Origin of the sequence: Pseudalkalibacillus sp. JSM 102089, from assembly GCF_041366475.1 — a bacterium.
Taxonomy (GTDB): Bacteria; Bacillota; Bacilli; order Bacillales; family Guptibacillaceae; genus Guptibacillus; species Guptibacillus hwajinpoensis_B.
Map to the genome: position 1 here is coordinate 48,015 of NZ_JBEWYW010000012.1, position 15,264 is coordinate 63,278.

Annotated in this window: 10 protein-coding genes and 1 riboswitch; of the genes, 5 read left to right on the plus strand and 5 right to left on the minus strand. The window is 38.4% G+C overall.

From position 1 onward, the window contains the following. Positions 1–114 precede the first annotated feature (114 nt). Positions 115–1,533: a PLP-dependent aminotransferase family protein gene (locus tag ABVF21_RS19320; protein WP_371018797.1), complete on the minus strand. Its 1,419-nt coding sequence runs from the start codon at positions 1,531–1,533 to the stop codon at positions 115–117. 394 nt (positions 1,534–1,927) lie between these two features. Between ABVF21_RS19320 and ABVF21_RS19325 the strand changes: the two genes are divergently transcribed. Beyond that, positions 1,928–3,628: a peptide ABC transporter substrate-binding protein gene (locus ABVF21_RS19325; RefSeq protein ID WP_371018798.1), complete on the plus strand. Its 1,701-nt coding sequence runs from the start codon at positions 1,928–1,930 to the stop codon at positions 3,626–3,628. Positions 3,629–3,714: 86 nt separating this feature from the next. Here the strand turns inward: ABVF21_RS19325 and ABVF21_RS19330 are convergent, their stop codons facing one another. From ABVF21_RS19330 to ABVF21_RS19340, 3 genes are all read right to left on the minus strand, one after another. Next, entirely contained in the window at positions 3,715–5,190 is a 1,476-nt protein-coding gene (locus ABVF21_RS19330; protein ID WP_303532906.1) for an amidase family protein, read from the minus strand. Positions 5,191–5,332: 142 nt separating this feature from the next. Next, positions 5,333–5,914: an ECF transporter S component gene (locus ABVF21_RS19335; protein ID WP_242057313.1), complete on the minus strand. Its 582-nt coding sequence runs from the start codon at positions 5,912–5,914 to the stop codon at positions 5,333–5,335. A gap of 144 nt (positions 5,915–6,058) precedes the next feature. Further along, positions 6,059–6,196: riboswitch (FMN riboswitch) on the minus strand. A gap of 171 nt (positions 6,197–6,367) precedes the next feature. Continuing rightward, complete coding sequence (locus ABVF21_RS19340; RefSeq protein WP_194219975.1) at positions 6,368–6,694, minus strand: c-type cytochrome; 327 nt, start codon at positions 6,692–6,694, stop codon at positions 6,368–6,370. 232 nt (positions 6,695–6,926) lie between these two features. On the opposite strand from ABVF21_RS19340, the gene spoIIP reads away from it, so the two are divergent. Then, positions 6,927–8,099 (plus strand): stage II sporulation protein P, encoded by a 1,173-nt coding sequence (spoIIP, locus tag ABVF21_RS19345; RefSeq protein ID WP_303532903.1) that lies wholly within the window; start codon positions 6,927–6,929, stop codon positions 8,097–8,099. 28 nt (positions 8,100–8,127) lie between these two features. Here the strand turns inward: spoIIP and ABVF21_RS19350 are convergent, their stop codons facing one another. Beyond that, a complete protein-coding gene (locus ABVF21_RS19350; protein WP_303532901.1) occupies positions 8,128–8,700 on the minus strand; it encodes a YitT family protein in 573 nt (190 codons plus the stop codon). 656 nt (positions 8,701–9,356) lie between these two features. Between ABVF21_RS19350 and ABVF21_RS19355 the strand changes: the two genes are divergently transcribed. From ABVF21_RS19355 to ABVF21_RS19365, 3 genes are all read left to right on the plus strand, one after another. Next, positions 9,357–11,273 (plus strand): putative bifunctional diguanylate cyclase/phosphodiesterase, encoded by a 1,917-nt coding sequence (locus ABVF21_RS19355; protein WP_371018799.1) that lies wholly within the window; start codon positions 9,357–9,359, stop codon positions 11,271–11,273. Between the two features lie 407 nt (positions 11,274–11,680). Then, positions 11,681–13,315: a M4 family metallopeptidase gene (locus ABVF21_RS19360; protein ID WP_303532894.1), complete on the plus strand. Its 1,635-nt coding sequence runs from the start codon at positions 11,681–11,683 to the stop codon at positions 13,313–13,315. A gap of 259 nt (positions 13,316–13,574) precedes the next feature. Beyond that, a complete protein-coding gene (locus ABVF21_RS19365; RefSeq protein ID WP_303532891.1) occupies positions 13,575–15,179 on the plus strand; it encodes a cation:proton antiporter in 1,605 nt (534 codons plus the stop codon). The last annotated feature ends 85 nt before the right edge of the window (positions 15,180–15,264 follow it).

Here is a 15,264-nt window from a genome sequence, read left to right on the forward strand (position 1 = left end):
AACGCTGTCTCGCACGAGATAGCGTTTTTTTGTGATTATTTGTCTTTATCTGTCCAACGAAGTATTGTTGCCCGGGATGATCGTTGTTTGAATGGAAATCATTATCGCCATCTATTAGTAAATTACTGCGAATTGTCTCACGTGTAATGTATTTAAGACACTGATTAGGCGACTTGTCCCTTCTAAAAGCTGATCTTTTGTTACATAAGAAAGCGGTAGTCTAATTCTTACAGCATGCTCTTGTTTATGTGGCACAAGTAGGACGTTTGAATCTAGTAGCGTATCAAATAATTCCTGGCGATTAAGCGATGGCTTGAAATCAAACCAAATTGAGGTAGGGTCTTCTATTTGAAGTATCGTTATGTGATCTTTAAGAGTATTAAGCTTATGCAGGACTTTCTGCTTTCTTACATACAATTGTTCTTGGATCGTATCAATATGATCATGAAGTTCATCAGAATTTAAGATGTTATCAACGATTTCGAGCAATACAGGAGGAGGAGTCATGCAAAGTTGCATTTGTACCTCTTGTATTCGGTTTACCACATGGTCAGGCCCAAGAACCCATCCTAAACTTAGTCCTGGGGCTATGCCTGTAAAGTGGCCAATCTGAACAACTAATTCACGATTCGATCCTAGTTCAAAAAAAGAAGGGAGCTCGTTTCCTACAGAATTAGTAAGTAATGATGTTTCAACAATTTCGAGAATAGGAATGCCTACTTTCTCACATTGAGAAAGTAGTTTTTTTCTTTGTTGTAAAATGGCTGAATGACTTAAGGAATGATCGTAAATGTTGTTTGAATTAGCAATTACAAGTTTGATGCTTTCTTTTTGAAACATGGTTTGTGTTAATGGCTTGTCTGTTGAATACTTAATAACTCGGATGCCTGAGACAATTAGGATATTTATGTGTGAGTAATTCACAGGTTCTTCCATAGCTATCGCATCCCCGGGGTTTAGAAAACATTTAACTGATAAGAGCATCGCTTGTTCAAGGCTTGATGTTAAGACCATATGTTCACTTAGACATGATTGTTTCATAAACCGACAGATTGAGTGAGTGACGCGCTCTTTCGTTGGTGGAGCATTATCAAGCTTAGTTGTAAAAGGTGTTAATTCATGAGCAGATTTTGCTAGGCATAAATCTTCCGCTATTGATCCTGATATTAGATTTATTAGTGAAGGGTCTTTTAAATAATCGTAATGTTTTCCATACAAAGAAGAGTCATCAGCTAAATGCTGATTTCGTAGTTTGTTCCATGTCATTGAATGATCAGGAATTAAATCTGCAGCCTCAGGACTTACGCGTGTGCCACTCCCTTGTCTGGATGTTATATAGCCATTTGCACGTAATTCGGCGTATGCTGTCGTAACGGTGCTCCGATTCACACCTAGTTGGACAGCCAGGTCACGCTCAGCTGGAAGGGCATTACCTGTTTGAAGAGATCCATTTATAATCGAATTTTCAAAGTAATCAACGATTTGTTTGTACAACGGTTTGCTGCTCTCTGGATTGAGTATAAATCTCGCCATTGTCCACCACCTCACTCCTATTATAGAGAATTTTAGATAAAATTGTATAAAATTTTCAAAAAAATTAACATTTAAATATTCTCTATAAACACAGGTTTTAAGCCATTTGACGGATATTTTTGTAGGAAAAGACAAATTGGATGGTATACTTTTGGCTAAATTGGATGGTTACAGAAAGTTTTTTGAAATTTAAAATAAATTTAATCATTCAGTTAATTGTTAATATTCAAACGAATAGTCGGCATTGGTTTACATAGGTTGAGTGATATGACCTCCCTGTTATAGATCTCACAACGTTTTCCGTCGAATGTATTCGTTTGAATAATTAACTGTGAAGAGTCTACATTGTGCTAGATCTTCAACTGAATGGTACAAACAAATAGGGGGTAACACAATGAAGAAAAAGTTTTCGCTTCTGCTTTCGGTCATCTTGTTGTTAAGCCTTTTCCTTGCAGCGTGTTCTGGTAACTCAAACACGTCTAGTAACTCGAACAGTGAGGGAGAAGCAACCAGCGGAGATAGCGATAGCTCTGAGGGATCAGCTGAACAGGTGCTAAATTTAACGGATACACAGGATATACCGACTATGGATTCAACACAGGCTACAGATACAGTAGCATTTAACGCAATGAACCAGGTATTTGAAGGGCTGTATCGTCTAGATAAAGACAACAAGCCAGTTCTAGGTATGGCAGCTGAAGAGCCACAAGTTGAAGAAAAAGACGGAGAAACTGTTTATACTTTCAAGATTCGTGATGATGCGAATTGGTCTGATGGTACTCCAGTTAAAGCAGATGATTTCGTATATGCTTGGCACAAAATTATTCACCCAGATACTATGGGCGGATATGCATCAATGATGGGTGCTGCAGGAATTAAGAATGGTAACGAAATTATCACTGAAGGCGATCCTTTATACGGTAAGGTAGAAGAGCTTGGTGTTAAAGCAGTAGATGAGAAAACACTTGAAGTAGTAGTGACTCAAGAGGTTCCTTACTTCTTCGACCTTTTAACATTTGCATCTTTCTATCCACAGCCAAAAGACTTTGCTGAAGAGCAAGGCGAAAACTATTCTCTTGAATCTGATACAATGCTTTACAACGGTCCATTTACACTAGCTGAATGGAATCATGGCGACGGTTGGAAGCTTGCTAAAAATGATGGGTACTGGGATGCAGATACAGTACAACTTAAAGAAGCGAATTACAAAATCGTAAAAGATGAAGCAACTCGAGTTAACCTTTATGAAACTGGAAAAATTGATCGTGCTGGTCTTAGTGCAGATTTCGTTGATCAGTTCAAAGATCGCGAAGATTTCACAACAATTCTTGATACAACTATTTACTTCCTTCGTATGAACCAGAAGAACGAAGCTCTTGCGAACAATGACATTCGTAAAGCGCTATACCTTTCTTATGATCGCGACGGTCTAGTAAATGTTTTGCTTAACAATGGTTCAGTAGCAGCTCGCTATCTTGTACCAAAAGAATTCTTATTCTTTAACGATGAAGATTTCCGTGCACCAGCTACAGACGGCTATCTTGCAGATCAAACAGCAGACGATGCTGCTGAGTACTGGAAGAAGGGTCTAGAAGCTCTTGGTACAGATAAAGTTGAACTTGAATTCCTTACAACTGATAGTGACCTTGCATCCAAAATTGCAGAGTATGCGAAAGATCAGTTTGAGTCTAAGCTAGACGGTCTTACAATTACAATTAACAAACAGCCTTGGAAGCAATTCCTTGATCTTGAAGATGCAGGAGACTTTGATATCTCAACTGGTGGTTGGGGACCAGACTATCCAGATCCAATGACTTACATCTACATGTTTGAAACAGACGGCGCTTATAACCGCATGGATTATTCTAACGAAGAGTATGACAAGCTAGTTTCAGGTGCAAAAACTGAAACGGACGAGCAGAAGCGCTGGGAAATGATGCAAGAAGCTGAGCGTATTCTAATCGAAGAAGATACAGCGATCTTACCAACTTATCAAGGTGGTTCCGCTATTATCATGAAAGACTACGTGAAAAACTACCACATCCACAAGTTTGGTGCCGATTCTTCTCTTAAATGGGTAACAATCGAGAAGTAATCTTAAAAAGCGCGAGCCGAGAGGCACGCGCTTTTTATTTGGTGTGAAAAGGAAAAGTTTGATCATGGTTCTTTAATAAATGATAGTCATCTTGTCTCATGTGTCGTCTGGTTATTGATAAACAAATACGGCAACCTTCGATGATGTGTATGTTGTTCGAAGACGTAAGCAAGTTTAATAAGCTGTGGTTCACTAAATGCTTTACCAGTCAGAGTAATGCCAAAAGGTTTGTTATTAGAAGTGAAACCAGCTGGTACGGTTATAGAAGGGTAGCCTGCTTTTGCGGGAAGTGTTGAACCGTAAGAGCCTGCGAATAGTAATAAATCTAGCTCTTCTCTTTCCATAAGTTGATCAATACCTTCATCCTTTGCGTATTTCAAATCTTGAAGTCGACTTTTGAGATAGGATGGATCAGATAATGTTCCTTGCGTATGATTTGATTCGATAAGAAGCGATTGACCAAATGGCAGAGAAGTCGCCTGATTTTGGTTATAGTAATCAATAATTGTTGATAGATCTAGTGGAACAGAAGAGGTTGTTTCCTTAGCAAGGTAGCTGTTCACTCCTGATTTGAATTCGTGGAGAAGGACCTGGTAGTCACTCTCTAACGCTTCCTGATATAGACTTATCTCTTTCACTTCTACAATAGAGCAACCTATCGTTTTAAGATCTTCCATGGCTTTAGTCAATTGTTCTTGTTCTTCCTGATGCATCGCATCATAATAGCCTTTTTGTACGACACCTATTCTTAAATTCTCAAGTAATGTAGGGAAGAGATATGGAGTATAATCATGGTACTCAGGTACAAAATGCGTCGCTTGATCTTGTGACTCCTTTCCTGATAACACACCGAGAAGGATAGCAGCATCAGTGACATTGCGTGTCATTGGGCCAGCCGTATCCTGTGAATAAGAAATAGGAATAATTCCAGTTCGGCTAATAGATCCCACGGTTGGTTTTAGACCAACACCAGCATTGGAGCTTGATGGGCTAAGAATAGAGCCATTTGTTTCTGTTCCTATAGCAGCCGTAGCGAAATGACAGGCAACAGCTACAGCAGAACCAGAGCTCGATCCTCCGACGTCAAGTGTTCCAGGCCCATAGGGGTTAAAGACTTGACCGCCTCTTGAACTAAATCCATTAGGCATTGTTTCACTCATGAAATTAGCCCATTCGGTCATATTGGTTTTCCCGAGAATCACAGCACCAGCCTGACGAAGATTTTTTACTAGAAAAGCGTCATTTTTACCATAAGAAGAAGCTAATGCCATAGAACCTGCACTTGTATGCATGTGGTCATCGGTGTTGATGTTATCTTTGAGCAGGATTGGGATTCCGTGTAATGAACTTCTAGGTCCATTTTGTATGCGTTCACGATCAAGGGAGTCTGCAATGAAAAGGGCGTCAGGATTGATTTCTAGTATAGCGTTTACTCGTGGATTATAATTTGCGATTTGTTCAAGATAGAACTGTACGAGCTGCAGAGAAGTAAGCTTGTCTTCTAACATTGCATGCTGAAGATCAAGGATTGTTGATTTTTCTAACCATTCTAATGACAGCATATAGTATCCCCCCATAAAAAACCTTTTTGTAACTGTTTCAACAAAAATTGGTAAAATCCTTTTACAATAGTCAGTTCTTAAGCGTTCGTTTTCTATTCATATAAAAAACCCGAATCTTATTGTAAGATTCGGGTTTTGATATTTAAGCAACTCTCGTTTGACGAGCAAACCAAGGTTTTAATTTTATAAAAAAGGCAACGAATATACTTGCTATAATAGCGCCTTTTACAAGGTTGAATGGTGTAATTCCTGTTAATACGAGAGCCTGACGAGCTGATGAAGACATTTCTTCAAAGCCCATAAACCACGTATATGCTGGAAGAATAATTAAATAGTTCAACAGTCCCATCACTGCCGACATTAAGATCGTTCCGAGCGTCAATCCCAGTGCTAATCCCTTCTGAGTTTGATTAAATTTACGGAAGATTAAAGAAGTTGGTACGATCAAGAAAACTCCTGCAATGAAGTTTGATATTTGACCAATTGGTACTCCGGTGAAGCTTCCTTGAATTCCAAAATGAATGAAATTCTTAATCGCTTCTACAAGTATCCCTGCAACTGGACCATACAGAATGGCAACAAATAGTGCTGGAATTTCACTGAAGTCTATTTGTAGAAAAACAGGAAATCCAGGCAGTGGAAAATCTAAAAGCATTAACAAGTAAGAAATACTGCTGAACATCGCAACGACAATCATACGTTGCGTTTTTGAAACACTTTTCATTGTGATATTGCTCCCTTTTTTTCGAACCACCGAAAAAGGAGATGTGGCCCCAGTGCACACAAAAAACCATGAGTATGGGGCTCATGGTTACGGCATGGGGAAATAAGCAAGCTTCTGTTATAATTCAAAGAAAGCTTACTACTCCACCATCTTCTCCCATCCAGACTATACTGTCGGCTCTGGAATCACACCAGATCCTGCCCAAATTACAGGCTCGCGGGCTTGAGGAATTACTTATCCTTCACCGCCGGTCGGGAATTACACCCTGCCCCGAAGATAGTTCGTTATAATATTTACAAGTTCATTATACAGGGAAAGTAGCGATAGCTCAATGAAAACATCTTGAACATATGCTATTTCATGATAACGCTTTCTTTTTTGAGGGGAACTAGCACAGTCAAAAACTTAAAAGCTCTCCTTCTTTGAAGAGGGAGAGCTTAAAATAAAGCGCTATTATTTTTTCTCAGAGAGCCACGTTGCTACTTTTTCAGCGTCTTCACCTTGAATGACACCAGCGGGCATACCGCCGCCTTTACCATTCTTGATTATTTCTAGAATTTCATCTTTTGAATACTTGCCACCTACTGCTTCAAGAGCAGGACCAGCACCGCCTCCAAGGTTTTCCCCATGACATGACGCACAGTTTTGAGAGAAGATTTTCTCGGCTTCTCCTCCAGCTGAATCTCCACCGCCTTCTTCAGACTGTTCACTATGGCCGGCTTCATTTCCACCAGCATGTTCTTCGGTTGTGGAAAGCCAGTATGTAAAGCCTACAACCATAACTAGGAACAAAATTATTGCAGTAATATATGCGGATGATTTTCCCATTCTGTTCACCTCCTGTATCCTCATCTTTATCATACTTTTCAAACATTCAATTATCAAATATATTTTGCTTATTTCTTCCTGAATTATGTATGCGTTTCTATGATCACTAGTGAAAAAATCTTCTATTTTGGGGTGCGAATTCATAGACATAGAGTATGACGTTTAAGGAGTGGGAGGGAAAAAAATGAAAAGTAGCTCACAAAGTCTTTTTAGTAGTACAAGCAATAATAAAATTAGGTTGGTTTCATTTTTTACTATTGTTGGTCTTATTTTATTATTTATTGTGGCAGGTATGATTTCCTCATCAGAAACGAAGTATCAACTCTCCTCTTCTGTGTTACATGATTGGATTACAAGTTTCTCGACTGAAGCTCTCGTTTATGGAATGGGGACGGAAAACCATTACTTGACACAAGTACTACCAGAGGAAAGTGAGCCGCCGGCGCTGTCCTTAGTTGCCTTTCAGTTTATTACGAGTGTGAAACCCGGGGATATACGTAGTCTTTTGGGTGGGGAGCTACCAGGGTTTGCTTTATATGATGCTAAAATCCACGTAGCTGGTGAAGGGACGAATTTCACCAATCTCCCTATTGAATCAACTCCTGCATTAGATGAATTGTTAAAAGAACGTGAAGTTCCAACTGAAAAATTACAGATAAATGATTCCAAGGATCAAGTAACACCTCCTCTTCAAACAACAAATGGTCGAAAAGTAGCTTTTATTTATCACTCTCATAGTTATGAATCATACCTGCCGTTACTAGGACTTGAAGGCAACAAAAATGCTAATCTTGCAAATGATGGAAAAACGAACATTACGTTAGTTGGTAAGCTACTTGGAGAAGAGCTGGCTGAGAGAGGGATTGGAGCAAAAGTAGATGACTCAAATATAGGCGTGCTTTTAAATGAAAAAGGTTGGGAACACGGTAAAGCATATGATGTGTCTAGAACAATCGTACAATCGGCTGTGGCAGGAAATGATGATTTTAATTTGTTTATTGATATTCATCGAGACTCTTTAAGAGAAAAAGATACGACAGTGACAATTAACAATGAGGAATATGCTCGTACGGTCTTTGTTATTGGAGAAGAGAATCCAAATTACGAGAAAAACTTAGCACTTGCAAAAGAGTTACATGAAAAATTGAAGACCAAGTATCCTGGGCTCAGCAGGGGAGTTATTGGGAAAAAAGGTCAAGGGGTAGACGGTATCTACAACCAGGACATATCTCCTAATGCTATGTTAATTGAAATAGGAGGCGTAGATAATAACCTCGAACAGCTGAGTCGAACAGTTAAAGCGATTGCGGATGTCATTAGTGAACACTACTGGAATACCCAAAAAGTAAATAACTAACAAAGCGCTGTGCATATGCACAGCGCTTTTAAGCAGTTTCTTTATTTAATGTTAGTAAGCTAGTCGCAATTCCAACTGCAAAAATAGTTATGGCAGAGTATAATGTAGCATTCAATCCAATCGTCTTTGAACCGATAATAATAACAACCCCATCGATGAGAAAGATAATGATACCAATATTCAATGACAGGACACGGGAGATGAACTGAGCAAGCAGATCTGTTCCGCCGGTGCTTGTATCATATCTCAACATAATACCAATGCCTGATCCAACAAAAAAGCCGCCAAGGACAGCGCTAGTAAGGGTCGGAAATGAAAATATATATCGAAGGGGAGAGAGAATATCAATAAAAAATGAAGAAAGTAATAAACCATGAAGGCTATTGTAGAAGTAAGGCCGAAAATATAAAAACGCAATAATATAAAGAGGTACACTTAAGCAAATAATGGTAAATCCTGTTTGGTAGCCCCAAATGTATTTGATAATGAGGCCAATTCCGATCATTCCCCCATCGATGAGATGGTTCGGTACAAGAAAAGCGTTAATGCCAGCACCAACTAAGATGCTTCCAGATATTACTGCGGCGATTTTTTGATACATATCATACTCACCTGCTTGGATGTGGTTGTACCATATTTATGTATGAATGAATGACTTCATAACGGATTTCTCTAATATCTGTTCAATAGCAATGGATTATCCCAAAATACTATGTAAACGTCTGTCTTCGGAGAGACATAGAATAAAGTCGGAGGATATTAATGAAGTCAATTATCTCGTTATATCAATTAGAATATATATTTGTTATTTTGGGTTTTTTTGTCTCTTTTCTTACCTTCTATGGCGGGCTCTCATTCATCCGTCATTTCTTAAAGAAAAAGCGTGAACAACCAAAATGGAAGATTGGTATAGTTTCATTCGTATTAGGAGTTTTCTTTTATTCTATTAATATAATGGTGAATCTATCTGTATTGGAAATAAAAGATAGAGAAGTATTGGTGTTTCATGGACTGATTATGGTTTTATTAAGCAGTGTGATTAGTTATATTGTTATAAGAATTATTTTGAATAAGAATTGGAGAGGGCGATTTTTACTCAGGGGTGGATTCCTAGTAGCGGGAGGTATCTTTTTAACTTTTTTTATAGGGAACCTTGTGTATTTCAATAAAGTTATCGCATTCAATTTCGTTCAATTGATATTAGCTTTGTTGCTTATTATAGGGTTTTCTCTATGTATTGTTAGGTTTCTTCATCTTATGAATAGTGATGAAAACTTATTAATTAGTTTGGGCTGGAATGTGTTAGGTAGCCTTGCTTCAGGAACGGTCTTTTTATTTTTACCGTACCTTGTGTTTTATGGAATGATCGAGGAAAAGTTGATTATTAATCTCGATCAGCAAGGTGATCCCTATCTTATTGCACTTGCATTCAATCTGTTGTGCATCGGTCTACTTATTTATATTCCTGATCGGTATGGAGTTTTGAAACAAATGGAGCAGTCCGAACAGTTAGTCAAGCACGAGCAACAGTTTCAAACCTTGTTTCATCATAACCCCGATGCTGTATTTTCAGTTGATCCGAATGGAAAGTTTATAAGTGTAAATTTCATTGCTTCGGAATATACCGGCTACTCCATTTCAGATCTTAAGAGAATGACATTTGAAGACGTGGTTGCTCCGGAGAATGCAAATCTTGCTAAAGGCATGTTTAAGCGTTCTTTACAAGGAGAGGTTCATCAATTTGAGGTTCTAATAAAGACTAAAATAGGAGACTATAAAGAGCTATATATTTCCACAGTACCAATTATGATCAGTGGGCGTATTGTTGGCGTTTATGGGATTGCAAAGGATGTTACTGAGAACAACCGAGCAGAGAAAATGATTCATTATTTAGCTTATCATGATGAGTTGACGGGCATGGCAAATCGAAGATATTTTAATGAAGAGCTAGAACGCTTATTAATGCATGAAAATCCGGTTTCATTTGCGATTATGTTGCTCGATTTTGATCGATTTAAACGAATTAACGATTTATTCGGTCATGAATTTGGAGATCGAGTCATTCAAGCAATCGGAAAGCGTCTTTCTGAAGTATTAGATGATCGTTTTGTTGTGGCACGACTTGGCGGAGATGAATTCACCATTATAGTGACAGGTAATTTGGGAGAAAAAGGTGTGTCACTACTTGCACAGCATGTGCTTGAATCATTTCAATATCCACTCTTAATCGATCATCAGGAATGTTTGTTGACGGCAAGTATTGGTATTTCGCTTTATCCTCAGCACGGGGAGGATGCAGCTGAGCTGATAAAGTATGCGGATATGGCGATGTATGATGTGAAAGACAAGAGCACCAATAACTACGCTTTCTATAAAGATGAGATGAGTAATCAAACCTTACATAAGATCGTATTAGAAAACGATTTGCGTCGTGCCATTGATGAAGACGAGCTGATCCTACACTACCAACCTAAGATCAATACGAGGTCGAACAATGTGATTGGATTTGAAGCGCTTGTTAGGTGGCAACACCCGTCTATCGGATTGATTTCTCCGGATGAATTTATCTCCGCTGCTGAAGAAACAGGATTAATCATACCGATTGAGAAGTGGGTAATGAGTCAGGCTTGTCAGCAATTGAAAAAGTGGCAGGATTATTTTGGAAGGAACCTAACGATGGCGGTTAATCTATCACAGCGCCATTTTTATCAAGAGGATATCGTTTGTACTATCTCATCTATACTGCAAAATGTGGGGCTTGCGTCTTCTTCACTTGAATTGGAAATTACAGAAAGCATGGCTATGTTTAATGAAAAGGAAACGATCGAGAAATTGAACAGGCTAAGAGAGTTAGGACTAGAAATAAGTATGGATGACTTCGGAACGGGATATAGCTCGTTAAGTTATATGAACAAGCTTCCGATTAATCGCTTGAAAATCGATCGGTTATTTATTCGTGATATTACGAGTAACTCAGGAGACCTAGCCATCGTGACAACAATTATTTCAATGGCTCATCACCTTGGACTTGAGATTATTGCAGAAGGGGTAGAAACGGAAGAGCAGCTACGGATTTTGCATGAGTTAGGTTGTTATGAAGTTCAGGGATATTTTTATAGTAAACCTCTCTCGGTTGAAGGAGTAGAAGAGTATATGCATAGTTATATGAAGTGAATTTTTAATTTTGGACATTCAGAAAGGTGGAAACATATTCGAATCATGTACTAGTTAAGAGATTACGATCAAAAAAGTAGGGTAGAAATGCTAACATGCGAGAATTGTTACTTTTATCAAATATAGTACCATTGGTAGATAAATAATAAATCATCACTTTCTAGACAGGCCATTGGTCTGTCTTATTTTCATTTAACCACCTATTTATGTAATAAATTTACATTTTATGATAAGCACAAGAAAATTATAACACGTAGATTACAAAGTTGTTATTGGGAAATTCAAAGTGAAATAACGACTTATAAACTCATGTTTTCCTCTATATTTCCCAATACAAACATTAAGAATTCTGTGATAATCTACAAATGTACCAAAAATTCTCACTATTCTGAAACGGAGGAAATGAAATGAAAAAAGGAATTGCCGTTGTACTTGCAACAGGTCTTGCGTTTGGTTCAGCTCTCCCGTCTGCTTCTGCTGCTTCTTCTAACAACTTAAATGCGGAGCAGAAACAAGCCCTGGAAAAAATGGAAATTGTAAAGCAGGATTGGGAAAGTGAACGTAAGGTCCCTTCGTTCCTTTCTGGTAAACTATCAGAAAAGAATGTGAAAACAGAGAAAGCCGTGAAATCATATCTTAAGTCAAACGAATCTCTCTTTAAAGTGAAAACGAAAGATTTGAAACTAGTAAATGAAACGACAGATGAGCTCGGAATGACACACTATGAATATGTTCAAACAGTAAAGGGTGTTCAGATCGACGGAGCAAAATTCATCGTACATACGGATGAAAAAGGCGAAGTTACAGCTGTAAATGGAGACCTTCATCCAGAAGCATCTAAGAATTATAAAGGAAGTTCAGATGTAAAGCTTTCTGATAAAGAGGCACTTGAGAAAGCATGGGATCACATTGATGTAAAACCACAGAACGTTGTGAGTGATGAACCAAGCTTTGTAAGAAAATCTGATGCTTTTGATATGGTAGAAAAAAGTGAGAAAGTTGTTTATGAGAAAGATAACAAGTACTACTTAACTTATAAAGTACAGCTTCAATTCATCGACCCTTATCCAGCAAACTGGCAAGTTTATGTGGATGCTCGCGATGGATCGATCGTAGACGCATATAATGCAGTGGCTGATGGAGCAGAAACAGGATACGGGTATGGCATCCTTGGCAACTATAAGTCCCTCAACACGTATTATTCAAATGGCACATACTACCTTTATGACACGACGAAGGCAATGAGCGGTGTGATTGAAACAAGAACAGCTAATAACGGAACATCCCTTCCAGGAAGCTATGCGGTAGATAGCAACAATGCGTTTACGTCTAGTTCTCAAGGTGCAGAAGTGGATGCTCATTACAATGCTGGTGTTGTGTATGACTATTACAAGAATACACATAATCGCAATAGCTTTAATAACAATGGAGCCACGATTCGTTCAACTGTACATTATGGATCGAATTACAACAATGCGTTCTGGAATGGCTCACAAATGGTTTACGGTGATGGAGATGGATCAGTATTCGCTCCGCTATCAGGTGCACTTGATGTAGTGGCTCATGAAATTACCCACGCCGTTACGGAAAGAACAGCTGGACTTCAATATCAGAACCAATCAGGGGCTCTTAATGAATCGATGTCGGACGTATTTGGCTACTTTGTTGAGCCAGAAGACTTCCTAATGGGCGAAGATGTCTATACACCTAACAAGTCAGGAGATGCATTAAGAAGTCTATCTAACCCTGAAGCGTATGGACAACCATCTCATATGGATGATTATTATTATACGTCATCTGATAATGGCGGAGTTCATACGAACAGTGGAATTCCTAACAAAGCTGCATACTTAACAATTCAAAGCATTGGCAAAGCCAAGGCAGAGAAGGTTTACTATCGCGCACTAAGTGTCTATTTAACACCTACAAGCAACTTTAGTTCAGCCCGTTCAGCACTACTTCAAGCGACATCAGATCTATATGGTACAGGTACAACGTACAATGCTGTTGCAAGCGCCTGGAGTCAAGTTGGAGTAAATTAAAGTTAGAGAAGGAAGAGTTCAAACATTGAACTCTTCCTTTTTTTGTTTCGTTCAAGCCAACGATCATGAACACTTTAGACAACAGTGAATTTTCGAGCATGATTCATAAAGTGCAGGAGATAGTAAAGAAGGTAAGAGATCAGGTATGCTTTTGCATTGTTTTGATCACCGCATGTTTATGAAACAGAAGTGAAAGGAATTTTCCAATACTGTGGAATATTGGTTATAATGAGAAGATACTTACGATCGGAGGCTCTATATGGAACATTTAGATATGCATCATATTTTTGAACTTGGACTTATCCTTACTATGATTGCAGCGGGTATTACAGCGATAGCTAAGAAACTGAAGCAGCCTTATCCGATTGCCCTTGTGATTATTGGCACTTTAATCGGATTGTTTAACATTCCCGTACTTGAACCGCTTAAAATGTTCATTACGGAGGGTGACGTTTTTAATTTTGTTATTTTAACGATTTTCCTTCCTGCACTTCTAGGGGAAGCTGCGCTAAAATTGCCTTTCTCCCATTTAAATCAAAACAAAAAGCCGATCATTGCGCTGGCTTTTGGTGGGACCTTCCTTTCCTTTCTAGTGATCGGATTCTCAACACACTTTCTTCTTGGATTATCAATTCCAGTTTCGTTCGTCTTTGCTGCATTGATGAGTGCAACAGATCCCGTTAGTGTATTATCGATTTTTAAAAGTATGGGAGTAAATCACAAACTTTCTACAGTCATTGAGGGAGAGAGCTTATTTAATGATGGGCTTGCAGTTGTTTTATTTAAAATATCAGCTTTCTCTCTTTTAGCTTATCTTGATATGGGCTGGGGAGGCTTAACGAGCGGTGCTTTTGAATTCATAAAAGTTGTTGCTGGTGGATTGCTTGTCGGTGGAGGATTAGGATATGCAATTTCAATCCTTACAAAGTACTTTGATGATTATCCACTTGAAATTATTTTTAGTATTCTCCTTTTCTATGGTTCCTATTTAACTGCAGAAAGTATACATGTTTCCGGGGTTATTGCAGTAGTTGTAGCAGCTTTAACGTTTGGTAATTTTGGTTCGAAAGTTGGAATGAGTCCAACAACAAGATTAAATATTAACAACTTTTGGGATGTTGCCGCTTTATTAGCAAATTCTATTGTTTTCTTAATGGTTGGTCTTGAAATTACTCGAATTAATTTCGCTGATCAGTGGGGCACGATAGGATTAGCTCTCTTAATTGTTTTAATAGGAAGAAGTATTGCAGTCTACGGAAGTACGTTATTTGTTAAAGGGCTTCCGTGGTCATGGAGGCATGTCCTTAATTGGGGCGGTTTAAAAGGGTCGTTATCCATAGCGCTAGTCCTTAGTCTTCCGGGAGATTTCGCAGGACGAGACACCGTTTTAATTCTTACATTTAGTATTGTTTTATTTTCATTAGTCGTTCAAGGTCTAACGATTAAACCACTAATTAGCTACTTCGGTTTAAGAGCGAAGCATAGCGGATCGAAAGAGTATGAAGACATTGTTGCGAACCTGCATCGTCATGAAGCTGGAGTTGCAGAAATTAAAAAACTGAAGACACAGCTATTCGTTCCCGAACCAGTTTTTTCTGAATTGTTGACAAGTTACCAGAATGAAATTGACAGCAGTCATCGTGAACTTGATGCTTTATTAGATCAATATCCTGATCTTAAAAAAAGTCAGTTAATTACGTTACGAAAGCACTCACTTTATGCCCAGTACGATAAAATTAACGAGCTAGAACAAGAAGAAATCATTTCAGGTGAAATAGCTGGAAAGTATAAAGAACTATTAAATAATGGCCTGGCGGATTTTGAAGAAGAAGAAGTTGTGAAAGATTCGAAAAGAAAACATTAAGTTGCTACATTTGTAGCAGCTTTTTCCTTTGGCTTGCATATCCTAGTAAAGAAAGGGACAAAGCACGTGCAATGATGGGAATATT

What these genes read in the sequence shown, in the direction of transcription:
- ABVF21_RS19320 (WP_371018797.1), bottom strand. Translation starts at nt 1,533, where the DNA reads ATGGCGAGATTTATACTCAATCCAGAGAGCAGCAAACCGTTGTACAAA.
- ABVF21_RS19325 (WP_371018798.1), top strand. Translation starts at nt 1,928, where the DNA reads ATGAAGAAAAAGTTTTCGCTTCTGCTTTCGGTCATCTTGTTGTTAAGC.
- ABVF21_RS19330 (WP_303532906.1), bottom strand. Translation starts at nt 5,190, where the DNA reads ATGCTGTCATTAGAATGGTTAGAAAAATCAACAATCCTTGATCTTCAG.
- ABVF21_RS19335 (WP_242057313.1), bottom strand. Translation starts at nt 5,914, where the DNA reads ATGAAAAGTGTTTCAAAAACGCAACGTATGATTGTCGTTGCGATGTTC.
- ABVF21_RS19340 (WP_194219975.1), bottom strand. Translation starts at nt 6,694, where the DNA reads ATGGTTGTAGGCTTTACATACTGGCTTTCCACAACCGAAGAACATGCT.
- spoIIP (WP_303532903.1), top strand. Translation starts at nt 6,927, where the DNA reads ATGAAAAGTAGCTCACAAAGTCTTTTTAGTAGTACAAGCAATAATAAA.
- ABVF21_RS19350 (WP_303532901.1), bottom strand. Translation starts at nt 8,700, where the DNA reads ATGTATCAAAAAATCGCCGCAGTAATATCTGGAAGCATCTTAGTTGGT.
- ABVF21_RS19355 (WP_371018799.1), top strand. Translation starts at nt 9,357, where the DNA reads ATGAATAGTGATGAAAACTTATTAATTAGTTTGGGCTGGAATGTGTTA.
- ABVF21_RS19360 (WP_303532894.1), top strand. Translation starts at nt 11,681, where the DNA reads ATGAAAAAAGGAATTGCCGTTGTACTTGCAACAGGTCTTGCGTTTGGT.
- ABVF21_RS19365 (WP_303532891.1), top strand. Translation starts at nt 13,575, where the DNA reads ATGGAACATTTAGATATGCATCATATTTTTGAACTTGGACTTATCCTT.